Genomic DNA, 22,903 nt, shown 5'->3' on the forward strand with positions numbered 1-22,903 from the left:
TCGTGATTCCACAGATTGGTTGGTAAAACCCGCCCCTACAACGGCATTAACCATACAGGTAGAGACGTTACATGTAACGTCTCTACTACCTGATTCGATATTACGTGCGATCGCCAGCCTGTGCTAGACACAATTGCTCTGTCTGCATATCGAACACAACCTTCATCTGCACATTGGGTGTATTTCGCCGCAGAAACTGAAAGTGACCCTCTGCATCTGAGCGACTGCGAAACCGAGCAATTATCATCCATTGCTGATTAGGCAATAGACGGGCAATAGCCCAACAATTCAACCTTTCTCGATAAGTCATAATGGAATTTGTCTCCAAATTAATAACGGAGTCAGAGCCAGCCCCCACTTTCCACGGTTTCGGGCTGGCTTTTAACTTAGGTTTAAGATTAACACACTATGACGTACAATGACTTAAAAAAGTGTGTAATGTAACATTTATAACTGTCTCGACTCGCAGCAGCGTAAGATGGACTATGTTAAGAGATTTGGCTGTAAGAAGAATGGCTGCACGCGGGCGCGTTACTGCATACTTGCCAGAGGAAATTCAGAAAGCTTTGGAGGAATGGGCAGAGGAAGAAAGTAGATCGATCAGCAGTTTGGCAACTTATTTGCTAACTAAGGCTGTAAAAGAGCGGCAAGCGCAGAAAGCAAAGGAATCTGGGCGCGATAATTGAGTTATTGAAATCAAACAATGGTTACAAATGCCACCACGCCTGCGAGTCACAGTTACCCTGACAGAAGATGTCTATCAAGCCCTGTCAGAGTCAACTACCGCACACTGACCCTACGGGTACAGTGTGGGCGCAGAATGCGCGCCTGTTGACCAGACGGCTAGTTCTACTAGCAGCCGTTAAGACCAAGCGTTAAAGTTCGTACCAAGGAATGCGTGCCAGTTCCTTGCTCTACAACTGGGTAATTAAACAGGTCATTCGGAAAAGCCAGTGTTACTCAGAAAGTACCGAGTCTTAACACCGTCGAGGCTCACTTTACCAGTAATGAGAGGTGCAGTAATGCGCGTTTTTGTACTAGATAAAAACTTGAAACCTCTTGACCCTTGTCATCCAGCACGGGCAAGAGAACTGCTAACCAAAGGGAAGGCTTGCGTTTACAGAAGGTATCCATTCACTATTGTTCTGCAAGACAGAACTATTGAGGATTCCGTCATTCATCCGCATCGAATCAAAATTGACCCAGGCTCTAAAGTCACGGGTATTGCTGTTGTCCAGGAAGAAACAGGTCGCGCAACCAATGCGCTTGAAATCTCGCATCGAGGACAACAAATTAAAGATGCTCTTGAGTCACGCAGGTCATTAAGGAGAGGTCGCCGTAACCGTAAAACTCGTTATCGCAAGCCTCGTTTTTTAAACAGAACTCGTAAAGCTGGATGGCTCCCACCATCACTTGAAAGTCGAATTGCCAACATAGAAACTTGGGTAAGACGAATCAGAAAACTCTGTCCAGTTACCGCGATTTCTCAGGAGTTAGTTCGATTTGACCTCCAGCAAATAGAGAACCCAGAAATTAGCGGAGTCGAGTATCAACAAGGTGAACTATTTGGTTTTGAGGTCAAGGAGTATCTACTCACCAAATGGGGCAGAAAATGCGCTTACTGTGGCATTGAGAACGTTCCATTTGAGATTGAACATATCCTTGCAAAAAGCAAAGGCGGTTCAAGCAGAGTCAGCAATCTCTGCCTTAGTTGTCATTCTTGCAACCAAGCTAAAGGGAACAAGCCTGTTGAAGAGTTCCTCAAGAAAAAACCTGAAGTTCTCAAACGGGTCTTAGCTCAAGCAAAAGCGCCTCTTAAGGATGCTGCCGCTGTTAACGCTACCCGATGGGAATTATACAGAAGACTTTACAGCACGGGCTTGCCCGTAGAGGTAGGTTCAGGAGGTCGGACAAAGTTTAACCGTAAAACCAGAGGAATTGAAAAACATCACTGGACTGATGCCACCTGTGTGGGAGCTTCCACGCCAGAACGACTTCTTCTCAAGGGCGTTAAACCTTTGATTGTTAAAGCTAAAGGGCATGGAAGAAGACAACGTTGCGGTACTGACCGCTACGGTTTTCCGATTCGTCATGCCCCAGCTCAAAAGTTTTTCATGGGCTTCCAGACAGGTGATTTGGTCAAAGCCAATGTTCTGACTGGAAAGTATGCAGGAACCTATACGGGTCGAATCGCTATTCGATTCAAGCCAAGTTTCAAACTAACAACAGGAGGTAAAAGTTTCGACGTGCATCCCAAATATTTGAAAACCATTCACAGGGCTGATGGCTATGAATACGCATCCTGAATCAAAGGATTCGCTTCGCTCAATTGTTCTTGGCGGCAATTCCCCAGACGCTAAACCATTGGCGGTACTCGCTCCGCAAGGGTATATCCGCTTCGGTTATAGCGTCCGCCCCTTTGCCGCATTTTAGGTGGGCAGAACAAGAAGATCGTTCGCTGGCAAACTTGCTCGCCCATTTGGCATCAAAAGCTGTGAGGGAGCGTGTTGAAGAGAAAAAGAACCAAACTGGAAGCGATCGCGCTTAAATAAACACCGGGTAGGGGCACGGCATCAATAAGCAAAGCCCTTAGCGAGAAGGTTTTTTGCTGCCGTGCCCCTGCAATTATGCGGCTGCAGCTAAACTAGCGATATCCACCGAGTTTTCTACCTGAACAATAGCGGTTAAGCGATCGCGCGGGTCATTTTCCAGCCGCGTAATCGATACTTGTTGTCCCGGATACAGTTTCTCTGCTGCTGCTGCTAAATCTGGTTGTATAGCAGCAAAGGTTTCTGGGGTATTGGGAGCGTTTAAGCGATCGTTCGCCATGTAATAAAATTTACCGCCTTCCAAACTCAATTTTCCGGCAACGCGGTTATCGCCCTCAAGTAATGCACCAAAAGTTGCAGTTGCTTTAGCCAAATCTACAATCCGATCCCGATGGGTTTCGCCTTCCCCTAACTTGCGTTGAGCTTGCAAACCAAACTCTCCGTTGGCACGATCCATTGCATAGTTGATTTCATGGGTAATCAACATGATGCCAGGGCCATTAGGCACGTGACTATAATCGGCTACATCAATTAACGTTCCCTTGAGTTTGCCTAAGCGAATCCATTCGTGAAAAACATCGATAAAAGTAGTTTCATCGATATTTGTTTCCGGACGAGCCAAGAATTTAATGCAAAAACGATCGAGATTCATCTGTGTTTTTTCCTTCAAAATATTTGCTAATTGCTAATTGCTAATTGCTAATGGCTAATGGCTAATTGCTAATAGTAAAAGGCCATTAGCCATTAGCCATTAACCATTAACCATTAGCCATTAGCCATTAACCATTAACCATTAACCATTAACCATTAGCCAATTGCATTTCCCTTTCCATTAGCCACTTTTTGAAGCTGCCAGGATTGGTAATACCAGCTTGCACCATGCGGGTATTGCATTCATGTGCGGCTTCGATAAACAGACGCGCTTCTTCAATTAATTGCTTGGCGCGGTCTAAATTGCTGTCATCGTTGCGGTGTTCGTAAGCATTGAACAGATAGCTGGCAAACTTTCCTCTGGCGAACGGGTCAAAGAATAACTCCGTATCGTAGAAATATTTGCGGAACTCGCTAACTATTGCTTCCGGATGGTTGGCAATATCCACGTTTTGCACTTTCACCAGCGCTTGCGCCGCATTCAGCATCGCTTCGAGTGCTTTGTCTGCGGCTTTCTTGACGTTTCCATTAGTTGAATTCCCTTCTAGCAGTAACGTCGCATCAAAATAGATACTTTCTGCTGCTGCTACACCGAAATCGGTGAGGGAGACAACTTCACCCGCACATTCTCCAATCCCGATATCGCCGATGGTGTATTCCCGCGCATCACCCCAATCGACGTAGAAGGATTTATCAACGGCGTAGGCTGGAACTTCCGTAAATGGTTGTACCCGATCTTTGATTTCTTTTTTACCAATACGGTTGACAAATTGGGGAAATTTCTCTCCATTTTGCCGTTCTTTCAGGTACAAATCAACGAGGAATTCCACCACCTCTGGAACGCGCTTGGAAGGAATTACACCCAGCGACTGTCCGTATTGAATCGCGTTGTTATCCCATTCGCCGCCTAGTACCAAATGGAAGTGGGGAACCCGGTGGCGATCGATCAGGCGATTTGCGCCATAGAAGCCAATTTCGGCAACCATGTGCTGACCGCAGGAGTTGAAACAACCGCTGATTTTGATCCGAATATCCTTGAGCGAGGTATCGTATTGCCAACCTTTTACGGCTAAGCGATCGCGTAATTCACCCGCCAATCCCCGCGAACTAGAAATACCCAACTTGCAAGTATCCGTACCGGGACAAGCGGTAATATCGACGATCGAATGTGCGCCCGCAGCGTGCAAGTTAATTGCTTTCAGCGCCAAATAAAGTGCAGGCAAATCGGCTGCGTGAATCCAGCGCAACAGGATATTTTGTTCTACGGTGGTGCGAATAGTATCGCGAGTGAAACGGCGAGTGATGTCGGCTAAACCGCGCATTTGCTGGGAAGTTAGGTCACCTAAAGGCAGGGCGATGGCGACGCAAACAAAACCTGCTTGTCGCTGCTGATAAAGGTTAGTAGACTTCCATTGCTCAAACGCTTCTGCGTCTGCACCTAAATCGATCGATTGTCCGGCAGAAACTGGCTGGGGCAATCCCGATTCGGCAAATTGAGACAAACTTTGGAGATATTCCGTCCATTTCGGGTCATGTTCCAAAACGGCGCGTTCTTCTTTCACCAAGCGACGGAATTCTTCAATTCCCAGCTTAGAAACGAGAAACTTAATCCGCGCTTTGTTGCGGTTTTTCTTCTCACCCAATCGAGCATATACCCTGGCGACGGCTTGGGACAAAGGCAGGAGTTCTTCAGTTGGCACAAATTCATCCAACAGTTTAGCGAGATGAGGCACAGCGCCCAAACCGCCACCCACATACATTTCAAACCCTTGTTTCTCGACGCCATCGATCACCTTGGTCGTCGCAATCAACCCCATATCGTGCATATAAGTCAAACCGCAGGGGTGCTGCGAACAACCGGAGAAGGCAATCTTAAACTTGCGTCCAAAATCCTGCACATCCCGGTGTCCCAAGAAATAACGAGTCATGCCATCGGCATATCCCGACACATCGAAAGCTTCATCGTGACACACGCCAGCTAGGGGACAAGCAGTCACATTTCGCACCGAATTACCGCAGGCTTCCCGAGTGGTAATACCTACCGCAGCCAAACGGCGATGCATGTCGGGCGTATCTTCAATCGAAATAAAATGCAGTTGAAAATCCTGGCGGGTCGTGACGTGGAGAATCGAATCGGAATATTCCTCGGCAACATCTGCCAGCACTTCCATTTGTTCGGCGGTCATGCCACCGTAGGGAATTTTGATCCGCTGCATTCCAGGCGCTTCCCATTTAGTTTCCGGACCTTTGGTCAATTCTTTATGGGGGAAAGCAATTTCCTGGGACTTTTCGCCATCGTAGCGGAAACCATTGTCATAGCGTTGACCGTAGGCACCCCGCCGCAGGCGCAATTCTGCAAAAACTTTTTCGTCCAGCTTCCCCTGACAGCGTAAGGTCATTTGATTTTCAAACGTATCGATTTCCTCTGCCATCTGGGGAGGTATTTTGTCTGCTAAAGCGGCTTTCCAAGTTAAGTTTTGTTGATTGGTCATCGTCAGAATCCAAAAGGAATTTAGTAGCTGCGGCTCGGTGGGCCAACAATGCGATCTACCATCTTCCTACAAAATTCCAAAATGTTGAGCGGACTTTATATTTTGTCAAACTTTGACCCCAATGGAGATACAGCGGATTGCAGCGCTTTGTTTGTGTAGCGGGTATTTGATGCACCCGCTACACAAACAAAGCCTTTGAGGCTGTACGTCACAAGGGTTGAAATCCGCTGTAATTAGCCGTTAGAACGCGACCCAGTATCCATGTCCCCGATGGGAAATCTCCGCTACGAGGGTCAAAACTCGCCTACAGACCTTGACGCTTGCTTATACCGTTTTCCCCTGAATGGAAAACACTTGGGGCGGGGCGGGTTTAATTCAACTGTTTGTTTTTACCAAAGGTTATTGGTAAAACCCGCCCCTACAATCGGTACATGTTGATGTGTAGCATTTTCCAGGGAAATCGGTATTAATCCTAGTTGTGTGGGCGAAGCGCTTCGCCCGCACTACCGTTGCGTTCGCCTCTGCCAAATTCCATCGAGCAATTTTGTCTTCAAATTTTCCACTTATTATTCAAGTTTGCTCCCACAAGCACCCAGGTTTGTTTCTACATCAATCTTTGCAAATTTTCTTTCTATAACTGTTGCCAATCCTCCGTAACAATTGCGACAATAAAGACAATCGTAGATTACCGAAGTTGCTAGTTACATCAAGGGGCACTGGCAACAGGTAATCGTTTATGGGTACATCTCCTTTAAATCCAATTACCAATTAGCAATTAGCAATTAGCAATTTTGCAAATAAGGAGAATACAAATGTGCTTTTCTGCAACAGCTAGCTTTGCGGCTAGTGCTTTATTAGTTCCCAGTGGAATCTATTGTATCAAAACAGCACTTGCTAAAGATCCAGAGTATTTACCATTAGCATTTACCCCCTTAGCCTTTGGCATTCAGCAAGCATTAGAAGGTGTAGTCTGGTTAGGTATTAATTCCAACAACTTCCATGACATTGATATTGGTTCTCTGGGGTTTTTATTCTTCTCCCATTGGTTTTGGCTGTTTTGGATGCCATTTCTAGTTTGGGCAAGCGATCGCAACCAAAAAATCAAACAAGTTTGCGCGATCTTTGCCGTGCTAGGATTTGTCTATGGAGCCTTACTATATCTTCCTTTGATCGCAAATTATAACTGGTTGGAAATCGACGCGAGTAGTTGCTCGATTGCCTACCGCACAAAATTAATATTTGATTTTCCGATGTATAGGGAGGTGGCCAGCATAATTTATGCGTTAATCGTTGCAGTTCCTTTATTAATTGCTTCCAACCGAAACATCAATACTTTTGGCACATTGATTTTAGTGTCAATGCTGTTTTCTCAAGTAATTTTTTACTATGCTTTTATTTCGGTGTGGTGCTTTTTTGCGGCGCTTTTATCGATCTACATCATCTATATCCTGGAACGGGAGGTCAAACCAGTGTCAGGGAATATGCTAGCAATGAAACAAGAGCAATAGTATCTTTCTCCTCCGGATTTGATATCAATCTTGACGGTCACCTGCTGGAAGAGGACGCGGGGATGTGGAGAAGGGGAGACGCGGAGCGTGACTCTTCTCAAGTGAGAAGAACCCGGTCTCGATCCTGCCGAATTTAAACGCGCTCTTCAGAAGAAAATTATTCGTTCAGGACTTACGCAAAGAAACCGGGTTTCTATGAAAAATCGTCGGTTTGGGAACAAAAGATCTACCCAGAAACCCGGTTTTTACGATCGTGGCGCGTAAGTCCTATCCTTGTTGGCATCCTCTGGCTGCTATTATGGGGTGTCCCCGCATCACCGTGTCCCCGTATCCCCGCGTCCTCTTCAATTAAAGTACAATCAATTCTAGAGGAGTGAATCCCCATGTCGCAGCCTAAAGTATTTATTACTCGCCGCCTTCCCATCGAATTAGAGCAACTGCAACAAATCGCTACAGTAGAAGTCTGGACCTTTCGTCAGCCACCCCCTGACGATGTTTTACTGGAAAAAGTCAAAGCAATAGATGGTTTGTTGTGCCTGCTAACTGACAAAATCGATCGCCAATTAATCGCAGCGGGAACCTCTCTTAAAGTTATCAGCCAGATGGCAGTAGGCTACGATAACATTGACGTTGCTGCTGCTACAGCAAGGGGTATCCCAGTCGGTCATACTCCTGGCGTTTTGACCGATGCGACGGCGGACTTTACCTGGGCGTTATTAATGGCAGCAGCAAGGCGGGTGGTGGAAGCAGATCGATTTACTCGTGCGGGTGAGTGGCGCACTTGGGAACCCGATTTGTTGTTGGGAGCAGACATGGCGGGTGCTACTCTGGGGATTGTTGGCTTTGGGCGCATTGGTCAAGCAGTGGCGCGTCGCGCTAAGGGGTTTGAAATGCGAATTTTGTATGCCAGCAGGCAGCGATGCGATCGCCAATTAGAACAATCTTTAGGAGTCGAATTTGCCGACTTTGAGCAATTGCTGCAACAATCTGACTTTGTGACAATTCATACCCCCTTAAGTGAGGAAACTTATCATTTGGTGAGCGAGCGCCAATTTGCGTTGATGAAGCCAACTGCCATCCTAATTAATACCGCCAGGGGAGGCATTGTCGATCCAGATGCTTTATATCGTGCCTTGAGTAGCCGTCAAATTGCCGGTGCGGCAATAGATGTGACCGAACCCGAACCGATTCCCATCAATAGTCCGTTACTAAGCTTGGATAACTTAATTATTGCACCGCACATTGGCAGCGCTAGCTACAAGACGCGCTCAAAAATGGCAGAGATGGCGATCGCAAACTTAATCGCCGGATTGCAGCGCGAAGTCTTACCCAATTGCGTCAATCCCGAAGTGTATCCGGAAAATTAACTGTAGCACTTGTCCGGCGTACAAACAAAGCCGATTGGATGGTGGGTGAAATGCAACACTGACAGAAATCTTCCACCGTGTTGCTTGGCTTTTTCTTTGGTAATCCATTCTCCCCGCAAGTGGAGTATGGCACCATCATTCAATCCTTCGATTGGTTGAAGAATTCCCATGCGATCGCCGAAACGAATCGCCACAAATACATCCTCGCGATCGGTCAAGTTACGTTTGAGGTCCCCATCCACATCTGGATCGCTTTTGACGATCTTCGTTAAAGTAACCAATAGACGATAGTGTTTGCCTCCCTCGATATCCTCGTCATCCGGTTCGCGATCGCGAATGGTTGCATCCACTTCTACAACATCCCGCAGTTTACGCTTCCTCTCACGGCGTTCAGCAATGCTCAAACCGCGTTCCAGTTCTTGTTCCTCTTTTTGCCTCGCCGCTTCATAGCTTTCGATAAACTTGGCAAAAGAGGGATACTTTCCAAAAGTCTTAGACATTTTTTATTCCTCGATGATTTGTTAGTTTCAAGACATTTGCATCCGACCGGAAACTTCGGAATAATAGCTTGCACCCCTATTACATGTCACAATTATACTCTAGCTTCAATTCCCCATCCGCAAAAAAACAAATAACTAAACAATTGGAGAGCCAGAATCGTGAAATTATCTGCTAATCGATTCAAGGATAATAACTCAAGTTGCTAGTTACATCCCAAGGCATTGAAACTTTGGTGAGCTGAAAATCGGGGTTTGATGGTCAAGCAACCCGGTTTCTATGAAAAATAAGGGTTTGACAGCCTCAACCTCCCTTGTCTGAGGAAAATGTTCAATGGGCGAAAACACTTCTAGCCTAGCGTTGATTGAAGCGATCGCTTCACGCAACGGATCGCCTATTTACCTTGATGAAAACGCGATCGCCCCGTTCAATTCTCTAATGGAAAAAAGCGATCGCCGATTGCTCCCAATCCTCTTATCTTTGCGAACCCATTCCCACCCAATGGCGACATTCGAGGGTGGAGTTTGCTTTTGTTGGTGAGAGTTGATCGAGTTTGAACCCTTGCGATCGCACTGGTACCTTGTCCCGCTGTCTTCCCTACTGGCGTCAACCCTGCCAAAGACGATCGCTACCCCACGCAAAAACAAGGTGGGCAATTGCCCACCCTAGCTGTTGATTCACGGCGTCGCTTTATATCGTTGACCGTTGCATCGGAATTACGACCTGTAGGGGCTTTTTCCCAATTAGCAATTAGCAATTACCAAGAAATGCCGATCGTTCCGATGCAACCGGATTTGATATTACCTAAAAGCAGATAATCTTGCCGCTCTTGGAAACACATTTCCACTTCGAGAAAGGAGTCGTGCGATAACATGCCTGTGCCTTGTAAGTGAGACACTTACCTTCCAAACAAACTTGAATTGATGCCTTAGCTAAAAGAACATTGCCTTCTAGCTTTGCACAGGGATGAGCGGGATCTATATTGACACAAGTCACTTCAATCCCTGCCAGTTTCAGGCAGGCTTTAAAACCAGCACCAACTCGGGAATAGCAGATGGCGATTGGCCCAACGATTGTAAAGCAGCCTGATAGGGCTTCATGAAGCTCCAAAGTGGCTGCCATTTCTGCATCGACTTGCTGTTCGCCAATGCCTTTTTGACTAACCATTTGGGCCATTCCACCCTCATCCAAGTATTCCAACGGATCGTAGTCTAGTTCTATTAATTGATGGTCGCTCATAGCGTTTTCTCCTAATCGCTTGTTCTTCAATACTGCGTCTTCCCTACAGTCAAAACCACCAAAGTTTGCAACTTTAAGAAAAAAGTTAAGGATTTAGCAACAGCAATTGACCAAAGCCAAACCCCATCTCGCTTTCAGATGCCGAAAAATTAAGTGAATCGCGACCATTCGTGGAGCGATTTGGTTATCTTTGGAAAAACCTCAAAGTTAAGAAATACACTGACGATTCCCTTTCTCAAAGCCAACTCCAACTCCCTGTCGCGTTCAGACTAAACTTTCCGGAATTGCCAGGGCAGGATTGGTAATTAAAGATTGCAGTAGTTCCGGAAGGCTCTCGGACAGCATATAGAGCCATCAGCCATGCCTCTCAACTGGCAAAAGGGTGCAAATAAAATGGTAAAAGGGTGCAAGCTTCACAAATCAACACACACCGAACCGAGAGGTTGAGCTTATAACCAGAGGCAGAAAAAACCTTTTTTAAATCCTTTTTTAAATCAAAACAATGCTATTACAATCGAGAAACCACGCGCGGCGGCGGGGTGCGATTCTAACTGCTCAAGGCTTAAGGAAACTCAATCAAGCAAAATCCCAGACAGAAATTGAGCAAGACTTTAAACGATACACCCTCGAAACCCTCAGCGAAAAAACAGGCTTAACCGCCAATACCCTCAGCAAAGTTTTTATCGGGTCGGCAGGAGTCGATAAACGAACATTGGAGTCGTGCTTTAGGGCATTTAATCTGACTTTGCAAACAGAAGACTATCTCTACCTGAATCCTCAAATAGGTGAACAGGCAGAGATTTGCTCAATACCCCATTCTCAGCAATTGAGCGCCACCTATCTATCCTGCGATTCTCTTTTGGAGACGCAAGGCGATCGCAGCACGACCGCACAAACGCACAAAAGGCATCAGCCACAAGACTATCTTCAACCTCGACCACCAGTATTACCAGGAGGGCAGATGCCGATGGATTCAAGCCTTTACATTAACCGCCCGCCCCTGGAATCGCTCTGTTACAAAGCCATCGGGCAACCCGGTGCTACGATCAACATCTTTGCCCCCAAACAAATGGGCAAAACCTCCCTGATCGCCCGCATACTGGCTCACGCTAAAACTCTGGGCTATCACACAGTTTCGGTGAGTTTGCAACTTGCCGATGGCGAGATTTTACAGAATCTAGAGCGCTTGCTGCAATGGTTCTGTACCAGAGTCAGCAAAAAGTTAGGCTTGGCGAATGCAATCCCCAACCGAGATAACATATTGGCTAGCAAATCGAACGCCAGTGATTACTTCGAGGAGGTTCTCTTAGCCAACCTCGATCGCCCCCTAGCGATCGCGATTGACGAACTCAGCCAGCTGTTTGCCTACCCGAACATTGCCAATGAATTTCTCGCCCTGCTGCGAGTTTGGTCTGAGCAAGCTAAACAAAGCGATGCAGATAGTAATCCTTGGCACAACCTCCGACTCGTGACGGTTTATTCCACCGAAATCCTTTTGCCCGTTTCGATCAATCAATCCCTCTTGAATGCAGGGTTGGCGATTGAGTTACCAGAGTTTACCCCTGCCCAGGTGCAGGAGTTGGCAGATCGGTATGGACAGGAAATGACCCTACAACAAACCGAGCAACTGATCGCCCTTTTGGGCGGGCATCCCTATCGGTTGCAGTTGGCGTTTTATCACCTTCAGCAGCAGACCATGACCCTGGAAGAACTGTTAGAAAATGCTGCGAAGTCCGTTGCCCTTTATGCAGACCACCTGCAACAGCAATGGTGGAATTTGCAACAATATCCCGATTTATTGCCATGCTTTACACAGATCGTAATGCAGTCAACTCCTGTAGATTGTCAGGCAGAACAAGGCTCCCAATTGTTCAAGATGGGGTTGGTGCATCTGCAAGGTCTTCAGGCAAGTCTCGCCTGCGAGTTATTTCGTTTGTTTTTCCGCGATCGCTTGCCGCAAATCTACAATTAGCGATCGCCGATTGCTCCTAATCCTCTTATCTTTGCGATATGCCGACCGCACGCGCTTCGCGATATGCCGACCGCACGCACTCGCGTTCGCATTCCCAGAGAATCGCGCTCATAGTCCTTGAAGCAGGCATTTTGGAGCGAGTTAAAAGCATACGAAGAGGGACAACCAATACCTTATATCAGCAGTAGCGATCGCATTTTGATAGAATTAGGGTAAGTCAATAGTCGTGCTATGAATGAATTATGCCAGAGATTGCAAGGTTCTATAGAATTGTGATTAAGGTGTTTTTTGGGGATCATCCCCCGCCTCATTTTCATGCAATCTATGGTGAGTACAATGCGTTAGTGAACATTGAATCACTGGAAATCATTGAAGGAGATCTGCCAAGTCGCGATCAGAAATTAGTTCTAGAGTGAGCCACTTTATACCAGCAAGAGCTTTTACAGATGTGGAATACTCAATAGTTTCGTAAACTACCTCCTCTAAAGTAGAGTAAAAATAGTATGAAATGCCCTCGAATTTACAAGGCAAAAGCAATTAACGAGCGCACCTTGGTGATTGAATTCACCAATCAAGAAGTCAAGAAATATGATATTCTCCATCTTTGAGAAAATCCGGTGTTTGCTCCACTTCGTCAACCTGCATTTTTCAAGAACTTTAAGGTTGAGCAAGGGGGCTACGGGATTGTGTGGAATGAAGATATCGATCTGAGTGAGTATGAGCTTTGGAAAAATGGCATGACGGTGGCAGAAGGCGATCGCCTAGCGATTTAAGCAAAACCCGCCGCGAATTTCTCGGAGCGGAAAACTGATCGCCTTTTCATCCCAGTTCTCCTCTTTTGGGGGAGCGATCGCGTCAAAAGATGAGATTGGGTCACATTCAACAATGGGATGGGGAATTTAGGGCGATCGATCCGGCAACTCTGGCAACAAACGCTCTACAATCGCCAAAATCTCCGGCAAAACCGTATTGATAATATCCCAAAGAATTTCATGATCAACCTGTTCGTACCGATGAGCAATAATATTTCGCAACCCGATCGTATTGCGCCAATCCACCTCAGGATGCGCCTGTTGAAACTCAGTTGAAACCCGACGAGCTGCCTCTCCTAAAATTTCAAAATTGCGCTCAACCACACGTCGTAACCACAGTGTCTCTAGATATTCCGCAAAAGACACTCCAGCCATAAAATGTTGCACCTCTCGAATTGCCTCAGCCATATCCCAAAGCGCCGCAGCGTCTCGATCACGGCTTTGCATAAATTACCCGATAGGTTCTTAAAATTTCCGCCCGACGGTAAGGATTCGTCAAAAGCTCCTTCCGTACCACATCCACCTTCCGCCCAAACAACCTCTCCAACCCTTCCTGCAAATCCCGCCAAGTCTCCCAGGACAGGCGATAGTCCGTTTCAAACACCACCAACACATCCACATCACTTGGATCGCTGCCTGCCAACCGAAAATCATCCCGCAACACCGATCCAAATAACCCGAATTCCACAATACGAAAGCGATCGCACAACGCCACAATCTTTAACACATCTACCCCTAGACGCGCTTGCAAAAGCTCCGCGATCGGCATTGTTTGCGAATCCATCGGCACCGCTGCTGTTGTCATCGATTCCATCGTCATTGCTGAAACCTCCCAGTCGAAAACCCCCACGTCCTTCACCCGTACATCATAGCTGGTTGCGGTTGCTTCCATTCTATCGCCCAAGGTGCGTCCAAAGCCTTCTTGCAGGACTTCCACCCCAAAACGCGATCGCATCCTCTCCAGCGTGGGGTCAGACAAACTCAAAGCGGTCAGAGCAGCGCTGGACGGGTTTATTGCTGAGCTGAGTTCTGGGGGAAGGTGAGCGATATACCTCCGTCAAAAAAAATATAGTGTAATCTCCTCGTGACTTTGAATCAAGTGTCTACCGAATGGAACCACTTTCGTGCTAAGATGATAAATTGACATGGTGTAAGCATTTTTCACCGCTTCCCATGAACACCGAAAAAGTTTTAGGTCTAATTTCGCTAATTCTCGTTGTTGGCTCTGCCATTATTGCCTTCATTGACCCGACAATGAGATCTCCTTTTACTGACCTAACCAAGGTCGCTGTTGGAGCCTACATGGGATTGTTAATTCCCAGACGCTAAACTTTCAAGCCAAGTGAACTAAGCTTAGTCTACGAATCATCAATTCAGAATTTATCCGTCCACTTTTTCGCGCGCGATTCCTTCCTCCTCAGTTGCAACACTCTCTAACCTTGTGCTGCAAAAAAGTCGAAGATGATAGATTGATCTGTTATTTTACATTACAAGAACAAGGTGAGGAAATTGTGAGTATTTCCACAATTTATCTTAAAAAAATTTAAGATTATTGAAGTGATTTGACCAAAATAGATAGTTGGCGATCGCGTTGTGTCCTGAAATCAACTATCCTGCTGGTTTGCATTCGATGAGGGATGCGATCGCACTCAACACACCCCACCTTTACCTATGAATAAAAAACGCTGCAATTAAACTTAATCCCAATGCACTCAACAAAATCGTTGCACACCATCGAGCCAGTTGCCATCCTCCGATAAAGGTTGCCAGCAAAGCTTTCACTACTGTATTAACCATTGCCGCAATTAAAATTCCAGTTGCTCCCACTGATAGGGGCAAGTTTGTGCGCGTTGCTTGAGCGAGGGAGAGACTCACCGCGTCTACATCAGTAATTCCCGAAATGGCTGAGAGTATATAGATACCTGCATTGCCGAACCAGCTTTCAAATGCACGCACAAGGATAAACAAAAGGCTGAGAACTGCACCAAATCCCAAAGCCGATCCTAATTCAACGGGATTTTTCAACTGTACTTCGGCGGATGATTTAGAAGAAGGGGTGCGAGTTGCGATCGCAACCGCTGCCACCAATGGCACCATTGCCAATATCGCTACTGGAGCAACCAACCAAGGTAGCAAAGAGAAGTTGACAATCGCCACTTCCACGAGGATGCGGACTGCCATCGTCCCCGCCGCCAGGGAAATACCCGCCCCCAGCAATGCCAAGTTTCTTTGTTCCCGGCGCGCCATCCGACCGTAGGAAAGCGTCACGGCGGTAGAGGAAACCAATCCCCCCAACACCGCCGTCGCCAACAAACCGACGCGCGTCCCAAATATTCGCATGGCAAAGTAACCGATATAGGATATCCCTGCGATTAACAGGATGAGGAAACCAATTGTCCGGGGATTCAAAGCTTGCCAAGGGCCAAGGTTGCGGTCTGGTAAAAGAGGAAGCGCCACGGCTGCAACGATCAGTAATTGTAGCGTTGCAATCAGTTCCCGCCGATCTAATTGTTCTAATGTATGGTGCAATTCCTGCTTCAATCCCAGCAGCACTGTCATCACAACCGCAGATGCCAGGGCTTCCTCCTCAAATCCGCTCCCTGCTAAGGCTCCCAGCACAAAGGTAATTAGTAAAGATAGCTCTGTGGTGATGCCAAAGTCCTGAGTTTCTCTGCTAGTAATTACGTAAGACGCCACTACCATCAAAGCCAGACCCAAAAATGTCACCGCCAGCACATTGGCACCAAACTTAAGAGCCAACACTGCCGATACGCCACCAAACAGTCCCGCGAAGCCAAAACTTCTGATACCCGCAATGCGAAGACCTATGGGGCTTTCTCTACTCTGCCACCCTCGTTCCATGCCCACGATTAGACCCAAGGCAAGAGCGATCGCTAACCTGAATGCAATTGCGAGATCCATTGCTTACCTCTCCCGCATCAGAGCCATATTTCAGCACTGATTCAACGATAGGCGACCCTGGGTGCGATCCCGCTGATTCACTCGCCCAAACAGCGCTATTTGATTAAAACAACCTTAAAATTGTCGCCCGTTCGGGACATTCATACACTTTAACTGCCTTGATGCGAATCTCAGGGTCGGGGAACTTAATTTTGGCAAAGTATAGGCAGAGTTGCTCTGTTGTTCCGTCTGGACAGTCTGGCGAATCGTTGACCGCTGGTGGCAGATCGGCAATGGCTAGTTTGAGGAGGTTTTCTGCTTCCACCATGTCCACACCGTAAAGATCGGTGGCATAGCAAGGTGATTCCAGGTGTAAAGTCACCTTAAAGTCATGGGGATGAAGATCCAACCAAAGCGGTGGATTGTAATGGAGTCGAGTAAAATCTGCACTAATTTCGTATTCAAAAAGTATAACTGGGGCAGCTTTAGGAAATTGTGTATTGGCGGGCTTAACCTGGCGGTAGGGAGCAGGTTGAGTTATGGGAGCGTTAGCGGGATAGTGCGATCGCGCTTGTTTCACTCTGGAGCTAAATAAATCCGACATAGTTTTTGATTGAGGTTACTGCTCAAAGCGAGCCGCACATCTAAGTGTACATTTAGTCATAATGACCCTGAAGTATAGAGTTAATTCGAGGCTGAAGCCTCAGTGGTTGTTCTGAAAAATCCTTTCAAATAACCTCAGTGTTTTTTCTGAAAAAATCTGTTAAGCCAACTGCATATTCAGCATTTTTACGGAGAATGGGTTTCGGTGAAAGCCGATGTTGAGAGCCTGGTATCCGCAAGTACGTATCTTACATAAAATCTTTAATTTTCCAAACGGCCTATCACCCCTCACCCCCTCACCCTATACCCGCTTTCATCTCCAAATAGTTATGCTTAAGAATCCCAGTTGATCAAACAAACCGGGATTATGACTCCCAGACCAAAGCTGGGGAGTAATTTAACTGAAAAAATGCTGAAATCGCTGCAAAATCAAGGTATTTGCAATATGGTGAACTGAAGCCACCCCATGCCTAAAGGCGAGGGGGTTCACGCCTCGCTTTCAACCTTTCTGGAGGCTCTCCCTGTTTATAGGTACAACATCCTCAGGATCAACAATTAGAACTTTTGTGGCGACTAGCTCTGACTGGAGGAAGTTTTCCAAACGAAGAAGGAACTTGTCCTCCTAATCGCAAGTTAATTGTTTCGGTCGCCTGTCTCCTTGCCGCCAGCAGGAACGGTTTTGCACCCGACCATGCAACATTTGCTTTGTCTACTTGGAGTAGGTCACTTTCTACAAATCTTGCCAAAAATGCGGAATAAGTAGAGACGTTACATGTAACGTCTCTACTCTGACAAAGAACCCTACATTCACACTTGTGGACTCTAGTTGAAAGGCTTTTCTTTTTTGTGGTTCCACATTGATGACAAGTTTGAGATAACTTAGTTGTCTGTGTGGAAAATTCGACCACGCTAACGCCAGCGCTTTGGGCCAAGCGTTTCAAACGAGATACGAATTCTCCCGTTCCGCGCTTACCGACAGACTTTCCGAATAGTTTTTGTCAAGCTTTGTAGTCAAGCTTTTCTAGTTTGATCGTGTTTCCCAGGAGCAGGATTTCATCAACCAATCTCCCTTGTAATGATTTACGATGCGCAGCTAACTTTCTTTCTAAGTTAGCCAGTGCGCTTCTCGTCCTTGCATAAGATTTAATTCAGGCGCTAATAAATCTAGTTTAGCCCCACTCTCTGGGACAATCGCTATTGTGGATGGCGCAATACCCTTGTCCAACCACTCCTGAACCGATTTGATTTTTGGGTTTCCTGAAGGGTTTACCTTCGCCAACTAATTGAGCGTAGTAGCGAGTTTTGTTATTTAAGCGTTGGCGAAGGAGTCTTACGTATTTAATTCGGCTGCTTAACCCATGAACAATCACCGGATCGTTGCTTTGGAAGTATGGTTGTAACTTAAGCTTTCCCCACATCAGGCACTCTTCATACCATCTGATTCCGCTTGTGTTGGTTTTACCCTCCAAAGAATCTAGTTGGTTCTTGCCTTTAAACCTGACTTTCTTTGCGATACCGAAGGCTACTTTTTGGGATGTGTTGAAGGCGCGAGTAGCTAACTTCTGCGCCGTGTTGGAGTCTATATGCTCGCAATTCCAAGATCGTCTGACGATGGTAGCAAAGGCATGTAAACTGTATTCGTTATAGCCGTAGGCAGCGTTTGCGAAGGCATTAGCTTTCTGTCTCTCCTTTTTGTTGGATTTAATTTTTCTGGCTGATTGGTATAGTTTTGACTGCTTAACCAATAGACAGCGCCGCATTGCCTCGCCCAAGCAGGCGTTGTACAGCTGCCAAAGATCCTCAAATCTAGACAACAAAACCCTTTCATCTGTAGCCGATACTACCCATAATACTTCGGTCACAAATGAAAGGGTTTTTGTCTTGCTTGAAGCTGTTTTAGCCATCTTAAAAACTGTCGATTTTTTAATATGATAGCATACTATATTGACTGCATCTTGATGCTGTAGCACTTGGGACCCATGTCTTTAGCCCGGAGGCAGACCTGCGCGTTTTCGGTGAAATCCAACGGAATTAAAGCAATGGCAGCGTTGGTAGTCGTTTACCTCGCCTAATTCTCTCGACTCTGGGCTGGGATATGTACCCGCCACGTATAATAACGTAAGTTGCTAGTTAATCGAGCGGTACTGGTAATGGCGTTACTAGGCTCTGCCGTGGTCACGAGGGTAATGGGTAATTGTCAAGAAGGCAAAAGCCTGTTACTCCAATTACCAATTACCAATTACCAATTACCAATTACCAATTACCGCCCTCACAACTATTAACTAGCAACTTGAGTTAATAATTTGTTATCTGTACTTGTCTAATCTCGATGACATTTACAACGCCTTCGATCCGTTTGAACCTTTACTGCCAGGAGATCCAGCTTATGTAGATTGTCGGGAAGTGCGGGGAAATGAAGATATCTTTGTATTGGGTCAGAAAATTGTGCGTTCTCGGCGGAATACTTGCCAACTTTATGCCGGTCATCGGGGTGCGGGCAAATCGACTGAGTTGTTGCGATTGAAGCAATATTTAGAAGCACAAAAAATTTATGTGGTTTATTTTGCCGCAGATGAAGAGGATATCGCTCCAGAAGAACCCCAATATACTGATATTTTATTAGCTTGCACGCGACATTTGTTTCAAGAACTCAGGAATGCCAACCCGCAACCTTTATTAAATTGGCTGCGAGACTGCTGGGACGATCTAAAAGATTTGCTCGAAACCAAGATTGAATTTGACAAACTTAGTGCAGAAGTTGCTATTGCTCAATTTGGTAAGCTGACGGCAGATATAAAAGCAGTAACAACCCAACGGCGAAAAATTCGATTCGAGTTAATCCCCCTACAGTTAATTTGATTAAGGCGTTGAATGAGTTTATTCAAGATGCGAAAAAGCATCTGCCAAAAGCATCGAATCAACTGGCTGCAATCGTGGATAATCTAGACCGCATGGTGTTAATTCCTAAAGACAATGGACGCAGCAATCACGAGGAAATTTTTTTAGACCGCAGCGGACAATTGAAAGCTTTAGGTTGCCATTTGATTTATACCGTACCGGACTCAATGGTGTATTCTAACCGCGCAACTGACCTGCGAGATATTTATGGAGAACTGCAAACTTTGCCCATGATTATGGTACAAACTCAAGACGGCGCAATTCACTTGCCGGGAATTAACAAAATTAAAGAATTAATTGCTAAGCGAGTTGAGCAGGTGGTTGCTAACTTATCCCTGGAAACTGAACTGTATGATAGTCCAGAAACCCTGGAAGCTTTGTGTCGGATGAGTGGGGGCCACGTGCGGAATTTGCTATTATTAATTCAATCGGCAATCGATGAAACAGACAAGTTACCGATTTCTCGTCGCAGTACAAATCGCGATTACAGATGCGCGGGATGCTTATCGCAGAACGGTGACTAATGACCAATGGAGTATTTTAGCCGCAGTTTCCCATTCTAAGCAGATTTTGAATGACGAGCAGCATCGCAATTTGTTGTTTAGTCGTTGTATTTTGGAGTATACGGATTTTGACGGGGAAACGGGTAGAAAACCTTGCTATGACGTTCATCCATTGATTGTCGGAAGCGCTCAATTTCAGGATGATATCGCCAAATTTCAGCCATGAAGCTAGAACAAATTGATTGGAACCAAGATGTACCAGAAACTTACCAAGAAAAATATCAAGCCTTGGTACCCTCTCTCAGGCGAAGAAAAGGGTTTGGCTTGTTGTTTGTTGAATGTTCTCCCGCTCAAGGTGAAAAGATAATTGAGAACGTTAAAGCAGATTTGCCCCAGAAAAAGATTGAGGTTTGGCATTTAGACCAACCGATTGAGAAGTTGTTCAATTTGGTGGAAGATTTACAGAAGACTAAGCCTGTTGATATTTTGTTCGTTCAAGGGCTGGAGCATTCTTTTTATGAGTATGAAAACAATCAAAGAAAAATGGGATGGGACAGGGACAAGATTTATACTCAAAGTTGGGGCGGGGTTCCCGAAATTTTAAATCACTTAAATCAACAGCGAGAGCGGTTTAGAGACAGATTTAATATCTGCTTTGTGTTTCTATTGCCTCGTTTTACGGTCGATTATTTCATTCGCCGCGCCCCCGATTTTTTTGATTGGCGTTCTGGATTCTTTAAGTTTCCAATGGATGCAGAAACCTTGCGCCAAGAATCGCAAAAAGTTTGTTGGGAAAGATGGCAGAAAGAAGATTATTTAGCGCTGACTCCCCAAGAACGCCGACAAAAAATCGTTGAAATTCAAAGCCTGATTGATGAAGATGGGCAAACACCCGATCAAAAAGCCGATTTATTTTTTGAAAAAGGGTTGTTACATCGGAAAGCAGGGGAATTAGAAGCAGCGATCGAATCTTACGATCAAGCTATAGAAATTAAACCATATCTTCATCAAGCCTGGAACAACCGTGGCAATGTGTTGGGGAATTTAGGCCGCTATGAAGATGCGATCGCATCTTACGATCGAGCTATAGAAATTAAACCAGATTTTCATGAAGCCTGGAACAACCGTGGCAATGTGTTGGGGAATTTAGGCCGCTATGAAGATGCGATCGCATCTTTCAATAAAGCTATAGAAATTAAACCAGACGATCGTGAAGCCTGGTACGGCAAAGCTTGCTGTTATGCATTACAGGGCAATGTTGAACAGGCAATTGAAAACCTGCAACAGGCAATTGAATTGAATCCTGAAGAATCGCGGGAGATGGCAAAAACTGACTCAGATTTTGACAATATTCGAGAAGATGAGCGGTTTCAGGCGTTAATTCAAGGATAGCTACAGAGCGGTTAGTCTTTCTCGCATTAGAATAAAGAGATATCTAAAAACACACCAAATTAAGCGAGGTCAAACAGATGACAGAAACAATTAACCTTGAACAAGCAGTCTTAGATAATCTGCGAGTACTCCCGCATGAGACACAACAGTTAGTCTTAGATTTTGTCGAATTTTTGGTGCAAAAAACAGGAAATAAAATTCAGCCAGCTAGTGAAGTTTCAAATCAGGGTTTTGCATCAAGGGTTGAAGAAAAAAAACTGCTATCCCTCCAAGAAATTGCTAAGCTTCCTGTGGCAGAACGTCACAAGATTCTATCACCCTACATAGCCGCCACAGCCGAAGATTTTTTGACCGATTCTGAATTAACAGAGTTTTCTGTTTTGGATGGGGAAGACTGGGAGATTGAGCATGAGTAATCCCAGGCGTGGTGAAATTTGGCTGGTGCAACTAGATCCAAGCAGAGGGCAAGAAATTCAGAAGACTCGCCCTGCTGTTGTAATTAGTTCCGATCTGTTTAGTTCTATCCCGATGCGGATTATTATTCCTGTGGCTACCTGGCAACCTAAATTTCAAAATCGCCCCTTTATGATTCCAATTCAAAGAACCGATGATAACGGTTTAGATTCAGATTCAGCAGGAAATGTTTTGCAAGTTCGTAGTGTGACAACTGAGCGGTTTGTCAGGCGTTTAGGGCAAGTTTCAGCAGCAGTTATGCAAGCATTACTAGCTGGGTTAATTATCTGCGTTGATTATGCTCCAGAAAGCGATACTTGATTGTGTCAGATTTTGCACGAGTCTCATTACCCGCCAGGGAATAAATTCCCAGGGCTTTTAGCGAAAGTCCTCTTCAGAGGACTAAATAGTTATAGGTTGTTATAGGTTGAGGCTAGGGTTTTACAACTGCGAATATACTGTGAAGAGGGTTAGCAACGCCAAATTACGGAGGACTAAGACCTAATGGAAGAATTAATGACTCTCAAAGAATTACTCTACCAAGGCAAAATCCCAGAAGCGATAGAACTGGTGGCAGAACTCGAAGAAATGAGTAAGTCAGATAAACTGAATAAAATCTTCAGTTAGGCAATTATTTTGTTATTGCATCTGATTAAAAAATCTGCTGAAAATCGCACAACTAAGTCTTGGTCAGCTTCGATTCGGAATGCTATTAAGCTAATTCAACGTACCAATAAGCGACACAAGGCAAAAGGAACTTATCTGACTGAGGAAGAACTAGAGGAAACTTTACAGGATGCCTATGAATCGGCTTTGAGAAATGCAGCATTAGAAGCATTTGAAGGTATCTACGAAGCGGAACAGCTTGGCTCAATGGTGAACCGAGAAGAGACGATCAAAACGGCAATGGATTTGATTTTAGAGCGAGAAGTTGGTGATGAATTGCCCTAATAATAGCGGCACTGAAGTGCCTACTACGAACTTTGCGGCACTGAAGTGCCTACTACGAACGGCTGCTACGCAGCTTACTACGAACTTTGCGGCACTGAAGTGCCTACTACGAAC

At 45.6% G+C, this 22,903-nt stretch carries 26 protein-coding genes and 2 pseudogenes; 16 read left to right on the plus strand and 12 right to left on the minus strand.

Annotation, left to right across the window (positions count from 1 at the left end):
* Positions 1–100 precede the first annotated feature (100 nt).
* Positions 101–310, minus strand: a complete 210-nt coding sequence (locus tag ACE1CM_RS01960) for a hypothetical protein (protein ID WP_374875723.1) — start codon at positions 308–310, stop codon at positions 101–103.
* 175 nt (positions 311–485) lie between these two features.
* On the opposite strand from ACE1CM_RS01960, the gene ACE1CM_RS01965 reads away from it, so the two are divergent.
* The 3 genes from ACE1CM_RS01965 to ACE1CM_RS01975 all read left to right on the plus strand — a co-directional run bounded on the left by ACE1CM_RS01965 (position 486) and on the right by ACE1CM_RS01975 (position 2,548).
* Complete coding sequence (locus tag ACE1CM_RS01965; protein ID WP_374875724.1) at positions 486–686, plus strand: hypothetical protein; 201 nt, start codon at positions 486–488, stop codon at positions 684–686.
* A 336-nt stretch (positions 687–1,022) separates the two neighbouring features.
* Complete coding sequence (gene iscB, locus ACE1CM_RS01970; RefSeq protein ID WP_374875725.1) at positions 1,023–2,306, plus strand: RNA-guided endonuclease IscB; 1,284 nt, start codon at positions 1,023–1,025, stop codon at positions 2,304–2,306.
* 113 nt (positions 2,307–2,419) lie between these two features.
* Entirely contained in the window at positions 2,420–2,548 is a 129-nt protein-coding gene (locus tag ACE1CM_RS01975) for a hypothetical protein (RefSeq protein ID WP_374875726.1), read from the plus strand.
* Positions 2,549–2,625: 77 nt separating this feature from the next.
* On the opposite strand, the gene ACE1CM_RS01980 is transcribed toward ACE1CM_RS01975, so the two are convergent.
* Together ACE1CM_RS01980 and ACE1CM_RS01985 are read right to left on the minus strand one after the other, a co-directional pair.
* Positions 2,626–3,201, minus strand: coding sequence for a hypothetical protein (locus ACE1CM_RS01980; protein ID WP_374875727.1), 576 nt, complete (start codon positions 3,199–3,201; stop codon positions 2,626–2,628).
* Positions 3,202–3,349: 148 nt separating this feature from the next.
* Entirely contained in the window at positions 3,350–5,692 is a 2,343-nt protein-coding gene (locus ACE1CM_RS01985; RefSeq protein ID WP_374875728.1) for a nitrite/sulfite reductase, read from the minus strand.
* 812 nt (positions 5,693–6,504) lie between these two features.
* On the opposite strand from ACE1CM_RS01985, the gene ACE1CM_RS01990 reads away from it, so the two are divergent.
* Together ACE1CM_RS01990 and ACE1CM_RS01995 are read left to right on the plus strand one after the other, a co-directional pair.
* A complete protein-coding gene (locus tag ACE1CM_RS01990; RefSeq protein WP_374875729.1) occupies positions 6,505–7,200 on the plus strand; it encodes a DUF6629 family protein in 696 nt (231 codons plus the stop codon).
* Between the two features lie 383 nt (positions 7,201–7,583).
* Positions 7,584–8,567: a 2-hydroxyacid dehydrogenase gene (locus ACE1CM_RS01995; protein ID WP_374875730.1), complete on the plus strand. Its 984-nt coding sequence runs from the start codon at positions 7,584–7,586 to the stop codon at positions 8,565–8,567.
* Here the strand turns inward: ACE1CM_RS01995 and ACE1CM_RS02000 are convergent.
* Positions 8,564–9,067, minus strand: a complete 504-nt coding sequence (locus tag ACE1CM_RS02000; RefSeq protein WP_374875731.1) for a hypothetical protein — start codon at positions 9,065–9,067, stop codon at positions 8,564–8,566. The genes ACE1CM_RS01995 and ACE1CM_RS02000 overlap by 4 nt on opposite strands.
* Before the next feature lie 331 nt (positions 9,068–9,398).
* Here ACE1CM_RS02000 and ACE1CM_RS02005 point away from each other — a divergent pair, with 331 nt between their 5' ends.
* A complete protein-coding gene (locus ACE1CM_RS02005; RefSeq protein WP_374875732.1) occupies positions 9,399–9,605 on the plus strand; it encodes a hypothetical protein in 207 nt (68 codons plus the stop codon).
* A 264-nt stretch (positions 9,606–9,869) separates the two neighbouring features.
* Here the strand turns inward: ACE1CM_RS02005 and ACE1CM_RS02010 are convergent, their stop codons facing one another.
* Positions 9,870–10,304 carry a hypothetical protein gene (locus tag ACE1CM_RS02010; protein ID WP_374875733.1) on the minus strand — a complete coding sequence of 145 codons (435 nt, stop codon included), beginning with the start codon at positions 10,302–10,304 and terminating at the stop codon, positions 9,870–9,872.
* A gap of 502 nt (positions 10,305–10,806) precedes the next feature.
* Between ACE1CM_RS02010 and ACE1CM_RS02015 the strand changes: the two genes are divergently transcribed.
* From ACE1CM_RS02015 to ACE1CM_RS02025, 3 genes are all read left to right on the plus strand, one after another.
* A complete protein-coding gene (locus tag ACE1CM_RS02015) occupies positions 10,807–12,276 on the plus strand; it encodes an AAA-like domain-containing protein (RefSeq protein WP_374875734.1) in 1,470 nt (489 codons plus the stop codon).
* A gap of 242 nt (positions 12,277–12,518) precedes the next feature.
* Positions 12,519–12,692: a DUF4160 domain-containing protein gene (locus tag ACE1CM_RS02020; protein WP_374875735.1), complete on the plus strand. Its 174-nt coding sequence runs from the start codon at positions 12,519–12,521 to the stop codon at positions 12,690–12,692.
* A gap of 201 nt (positions 12,693–12,893) precedes the next feature.
* Positions 12,894–13,049: a DUF2442 domain-containing protein gene (locus ACE1CM_RS02025; protein ID WP_374875736.1), complete on the plus strand. Its 156-nt coding sequence runs from the start codon at positions 12,894–12,896 to the stop codon at positions 13,047–13,049.
* A gap of 126 nt (positions 13,050–13,175) precedes the next feature.
* Here ACE1CM_RS02025 and ACE1CM_RS02030 read toward each other — a convergent pair whose 3' ends face one another.
* The 7 genes and pseudogenes from ACE1CM_RS02030 to ACE1CM_RS02060 form a co-directional block, all read right to left on the minus strand.
* A complete protein-coding gene (locus ACE1CM_RS02030; RefSeq protein WP_374875737.1) occupies positions 13,176–13,535 on the minus strand; it encodes a DUF86 domain-containing protein in 360 nt (119 codons plus the stop codon).
* The gene (locus ACE1CM_RS02035; protein WP_374875738.1) at positions 13,522–14,073 is read right to left on the minus strand and encodes a nucleotidyltransferase family protein; all 552 of its coding nucleotides are present in this window, start codon (positions 14,071–14,073) and stop codon (positions 13,522–13,524) included. The genes ACE1CM_RS02030 and ACE1CM_RS02035 overlap by 14 nt, the downstream gene beginning before the upstream one ends.
* Before the next feature lie 680 nt (positions 14,074–14,753).
* A complete protein-coding gene (locus ACE1CM_RS02040) occupies positions 14,754–16,010 on the minus strand; it encodes an MgtC/SapB family protein (protein ID WP_374875739.1) in 1,257 nt (418 codons plus the stop codon).
* Between the two features lie 103 nt (positions 16,011–16,113).
* Positions 16,114–16,593 carry a hypothetical protein gene (locus tag ACE1CM_RS02045; protein WP_374875740.1) on the minus strand — a complete coding sequence of 160 codons (480 nt, stop codon included), beginning with the start codon at positions 16,591–16,593 and terminating at the stop codon, positions 16,114–16,116.
* 547 nt (positions 16,594–17,140) lie between these two features.
* Complete coding sequence (locus ACE1CM_RS02050; RefSeq protein WP_374875741.1) at positions 17,141–17,338, minus strand: hypothetical protein; 198 nt, start codon at positions 17,336–17,338, stop codon at positions 17,141–17,143.
* Positions 17,339–17,380: 42 nt separating this feature from the next.
* Positions 17,381–17,536: pseudogene (locus ACE1CM_RS02055) on the minus strand (zinc ribbon domain-containing protein); the annotation flags it as partial.
* 225 nt (positions 17,537–17,761) lie between these two features.
* Positions 17,762–18,454, minus strand: a complete 693-nt coding sequence (locus tag ACE1CM_RS02060) for a hypothetical protein (RefSeq protein ID WP_374875742.1) — start codon at positions 18,452–18,454, stop codon at positions 17,762–17,764.
* A gap of 454 nt (positions 18,455–18,908) precedes the next feature.
* Here ACE1CM_RS02060 and ACE1CM_RS02065 point away from each other — a divergent pair, with 454 nt between their 5' ends.
* From ACE1CM_RS02065 to ACE1CM_RS02095, 7 genes and pseudogenes are all read left to right on the plus strand, one after another.
* Positions 18,909–19,451, plus strand: coding sequence for a hypothetical protein (locus ACE1CM_RS02065; protein WP_374875743.1), 543 nt, complete (start codon positions 18,909–18,911; stop codon positions 19,449–19,451).
* Positions 19,452–19,459: 8 nt separating this feature from the next.
* Positions 19,460–20,014, plus strand: a complete 555-nt coding sequence (locus ACE1CM_RS02070) for a hypothetical protein (RefSeq protein WP_374875744.1) — start codon at positions 19,460–19,462, stop codon at positions 20,012–20,014.
* A complete protein-coding gene (locus ACE1CM_RS02075) occupies positions 20,007–20,219 on the plus strand; it encodes a hypothetical protein (protein WP_374875745.1) in 213 nt (70 codons plus the stop codon). Before ACE1CM_RS02070 ends, ACE1CM_RS02075 begins: the two co-directional genes overlap by 8 nt.
* Entirely contained in the window at positions 20,216–21,385 is a 1,170-nt protein-coding gene (locus tag ACE1CM_RS02080) for a tetratricopeptide repeat protein (protein WP_374875746.1), read from the plus strand. The genes ACE1CM_RS02075 and ACE1CM_RS02080 overlap by 4 nt, the downstream gene beginning before the upstream one ends.
* Before the next feature lie 77 nt (positions 21,386–21,462).
* The gene (locus tag ACE1CM_RS02085) at positions 21,463–21,801 is read left to right on the plus strand and encodes a hypothetical protein (RefSeq protein WP_374875747.1); all 339 of its coding nucleotides are present in this window, start codon (positions 21,463–21,465) and stop codon (positions 21,799–21,801) included.
* On the plus strand, positions 21,794–22,159 hold the full coding sequence (locus ACE1CM_RS02090; protein WP_374875748.1) for a type II toxin-antitoxin system PemK/MazF family toxin: 366 nt from the start codon (positions 21,794–21,796) through the stop codon (positions 22,157–22,159). Before ACE1CM_RS02085 ends, ACE1CM_RS02090 begins: the two co-directional genes overlap by 8 nt.
* A gap of 183 nt (positions 22,160–22,342) precedes the next feature.
* Positions 22,343–22,789: pseudogene (locus ACE1CM_RS02095) on the plus strand (DUF29 family protein).
* Positions 22,790–22,903 lie beyond the last annotated feature (114 nt).

It is taken from the genome of Microseira sp. BLCC-F43, assembly GCF_041929235.1.
Lineage (GTDB): Bacteria > Cyanobacteriota > Cyanobacteriia > Cyanobacteriales > Aerosakkonemataceae > Microseira.

Excerpts from the sequence above, each read along its gene's own strand:
- ACE1CM_RS02040 (WP_374875739.1), bottom strand. The coding sequence starts at position 16,010 with ATGGATCTCGCAATTGCATTCAGGTTAGCGATCGCTCTTGCCTTGGGT.
- ACE1CM_RS02080 (WP_374875746.1), top strand. The coding sequence starts at position 20,216 with ATGAAGCTAGAACAAATTGATTGGAACCAAGATGTACCAGAAACTTAC.
- ACE1CM_RS01960 (WP_374875723.1), bottom strand. The coding sequence starts at position 310 with ATGACTTATCGAGAAAGGTTGAATTGTTGGGCTATTGCCCGTCTATTG.
- ACE1CM_RS02000 (WP_374875731.1), bottom strand. The coding sequence starts at position 9,067 with ATGTCTAAGACTTTTGGAAAGTATCCCTCTTTTGCCAAGTTTATCGAA.
- ACE1CM_RS02005 (WP_374875732.1), top strand. The coding sequence starts at position 9,399 with ATGGGCGAAAACACTTCTAGCCTAGCGTTGATTGAAGCGATCGCTTCA.
- ACE1CM_RS02015 (WP_374875734.1), top strand. The coding sequence starts at position 10,807 with ATGCTATTACAATCGAGAAACCACGCGCGGCGGCGGGGTGCGATTCTA.
- ACE1CM_RS01980 (WP_374875727.1), bottom strand. The coding sequence starts at position 3,201 with ATGAATCTCGATCGTTTTTGCATTAAATTCTTGGCTCGTCCGGAAACA.
- ACE1CM_RS02010 (WP_374875733.1), bottom strand. The coding sequence starts at position 10,304 with ATGAGCGACCATCAATTAATAGAACTAGACTACGATCCGTTGGAATAC.
- ACE1CM_RS02045 (WP_374875740.1), bottom strand. The coding sequence starts at position 16,593 with ATGTCGGATTTATTTAGCTCCAGAGTGAAACAAGCGCGATCGCACTAT.
- ACE1CM_RS02020 (WP_374875735.1), top strand. The coding sequence starts at position 12,519 with ATGCCAGAGATTGCAAGGTTCTATAGAATTGTGATTAAGGTGTTTTTT.
- ACE1CM_RS01965 (WP_374875724.1), top strand. The coding sequence starts at position 486 with ATGTTAAGAGATTTGGCTGTAAGAAGAATGGCTGCACGCGGGCGCGTT.
- ACE1CM_RS02090 (WP_374875748.1), top strand. The coding sequence starts at position 21,794 with ATGAGTAATCCCAGGCGTGGTGAAATTTGGCTGGTGCAACTAGATCCA.
- iscB (WP_374875725.1), top strand. The coding sequence starts at position 1,023 with ATGCGCGTTTTTGTACTAGATAAAAACTTGAAACCTCTTGACCCTTGT.
- ACE1CM_RS02085 (WP_374875747.1), top strand. The coding sequence starts at position 21,463 with ATGACAGAAACAATTAACCTTGAACAAGCAGTCTTAGATAATCTGCGA.
- ACE1CM_RS01985 (WP_374875728.1), bottom strand. The coding sequence starts at position 5,692 with ATGACCAATCAACAAAACTTAACTTGGAAAGCCGCTTTAGCAGACAAA.
- ACE1CM_RS02030 (WP_374875737.1), bottom strand. The coding sequence starts at position 13,535 with ATGCAAAGCCGTGATCGAGACGCTGCGGCGCTTTGGGATATGGCTGAG.
- ACE1CM_RS01990 (WP_374875729.1), top strand. The coding sequence starts at position 6,505 with ATGTGCTTTTCTGCAACAGCTAGCTTTGCGGCTAGTGCTTTATTAGTT.
- ACE1CM_RS01995 (WP_374875730.1), top strand. The coding sequence starts at position 7,584 with ATGTCGCAGCCTAAAGTATTTATTACTCGCCGCCTTCCCATCGAATTA.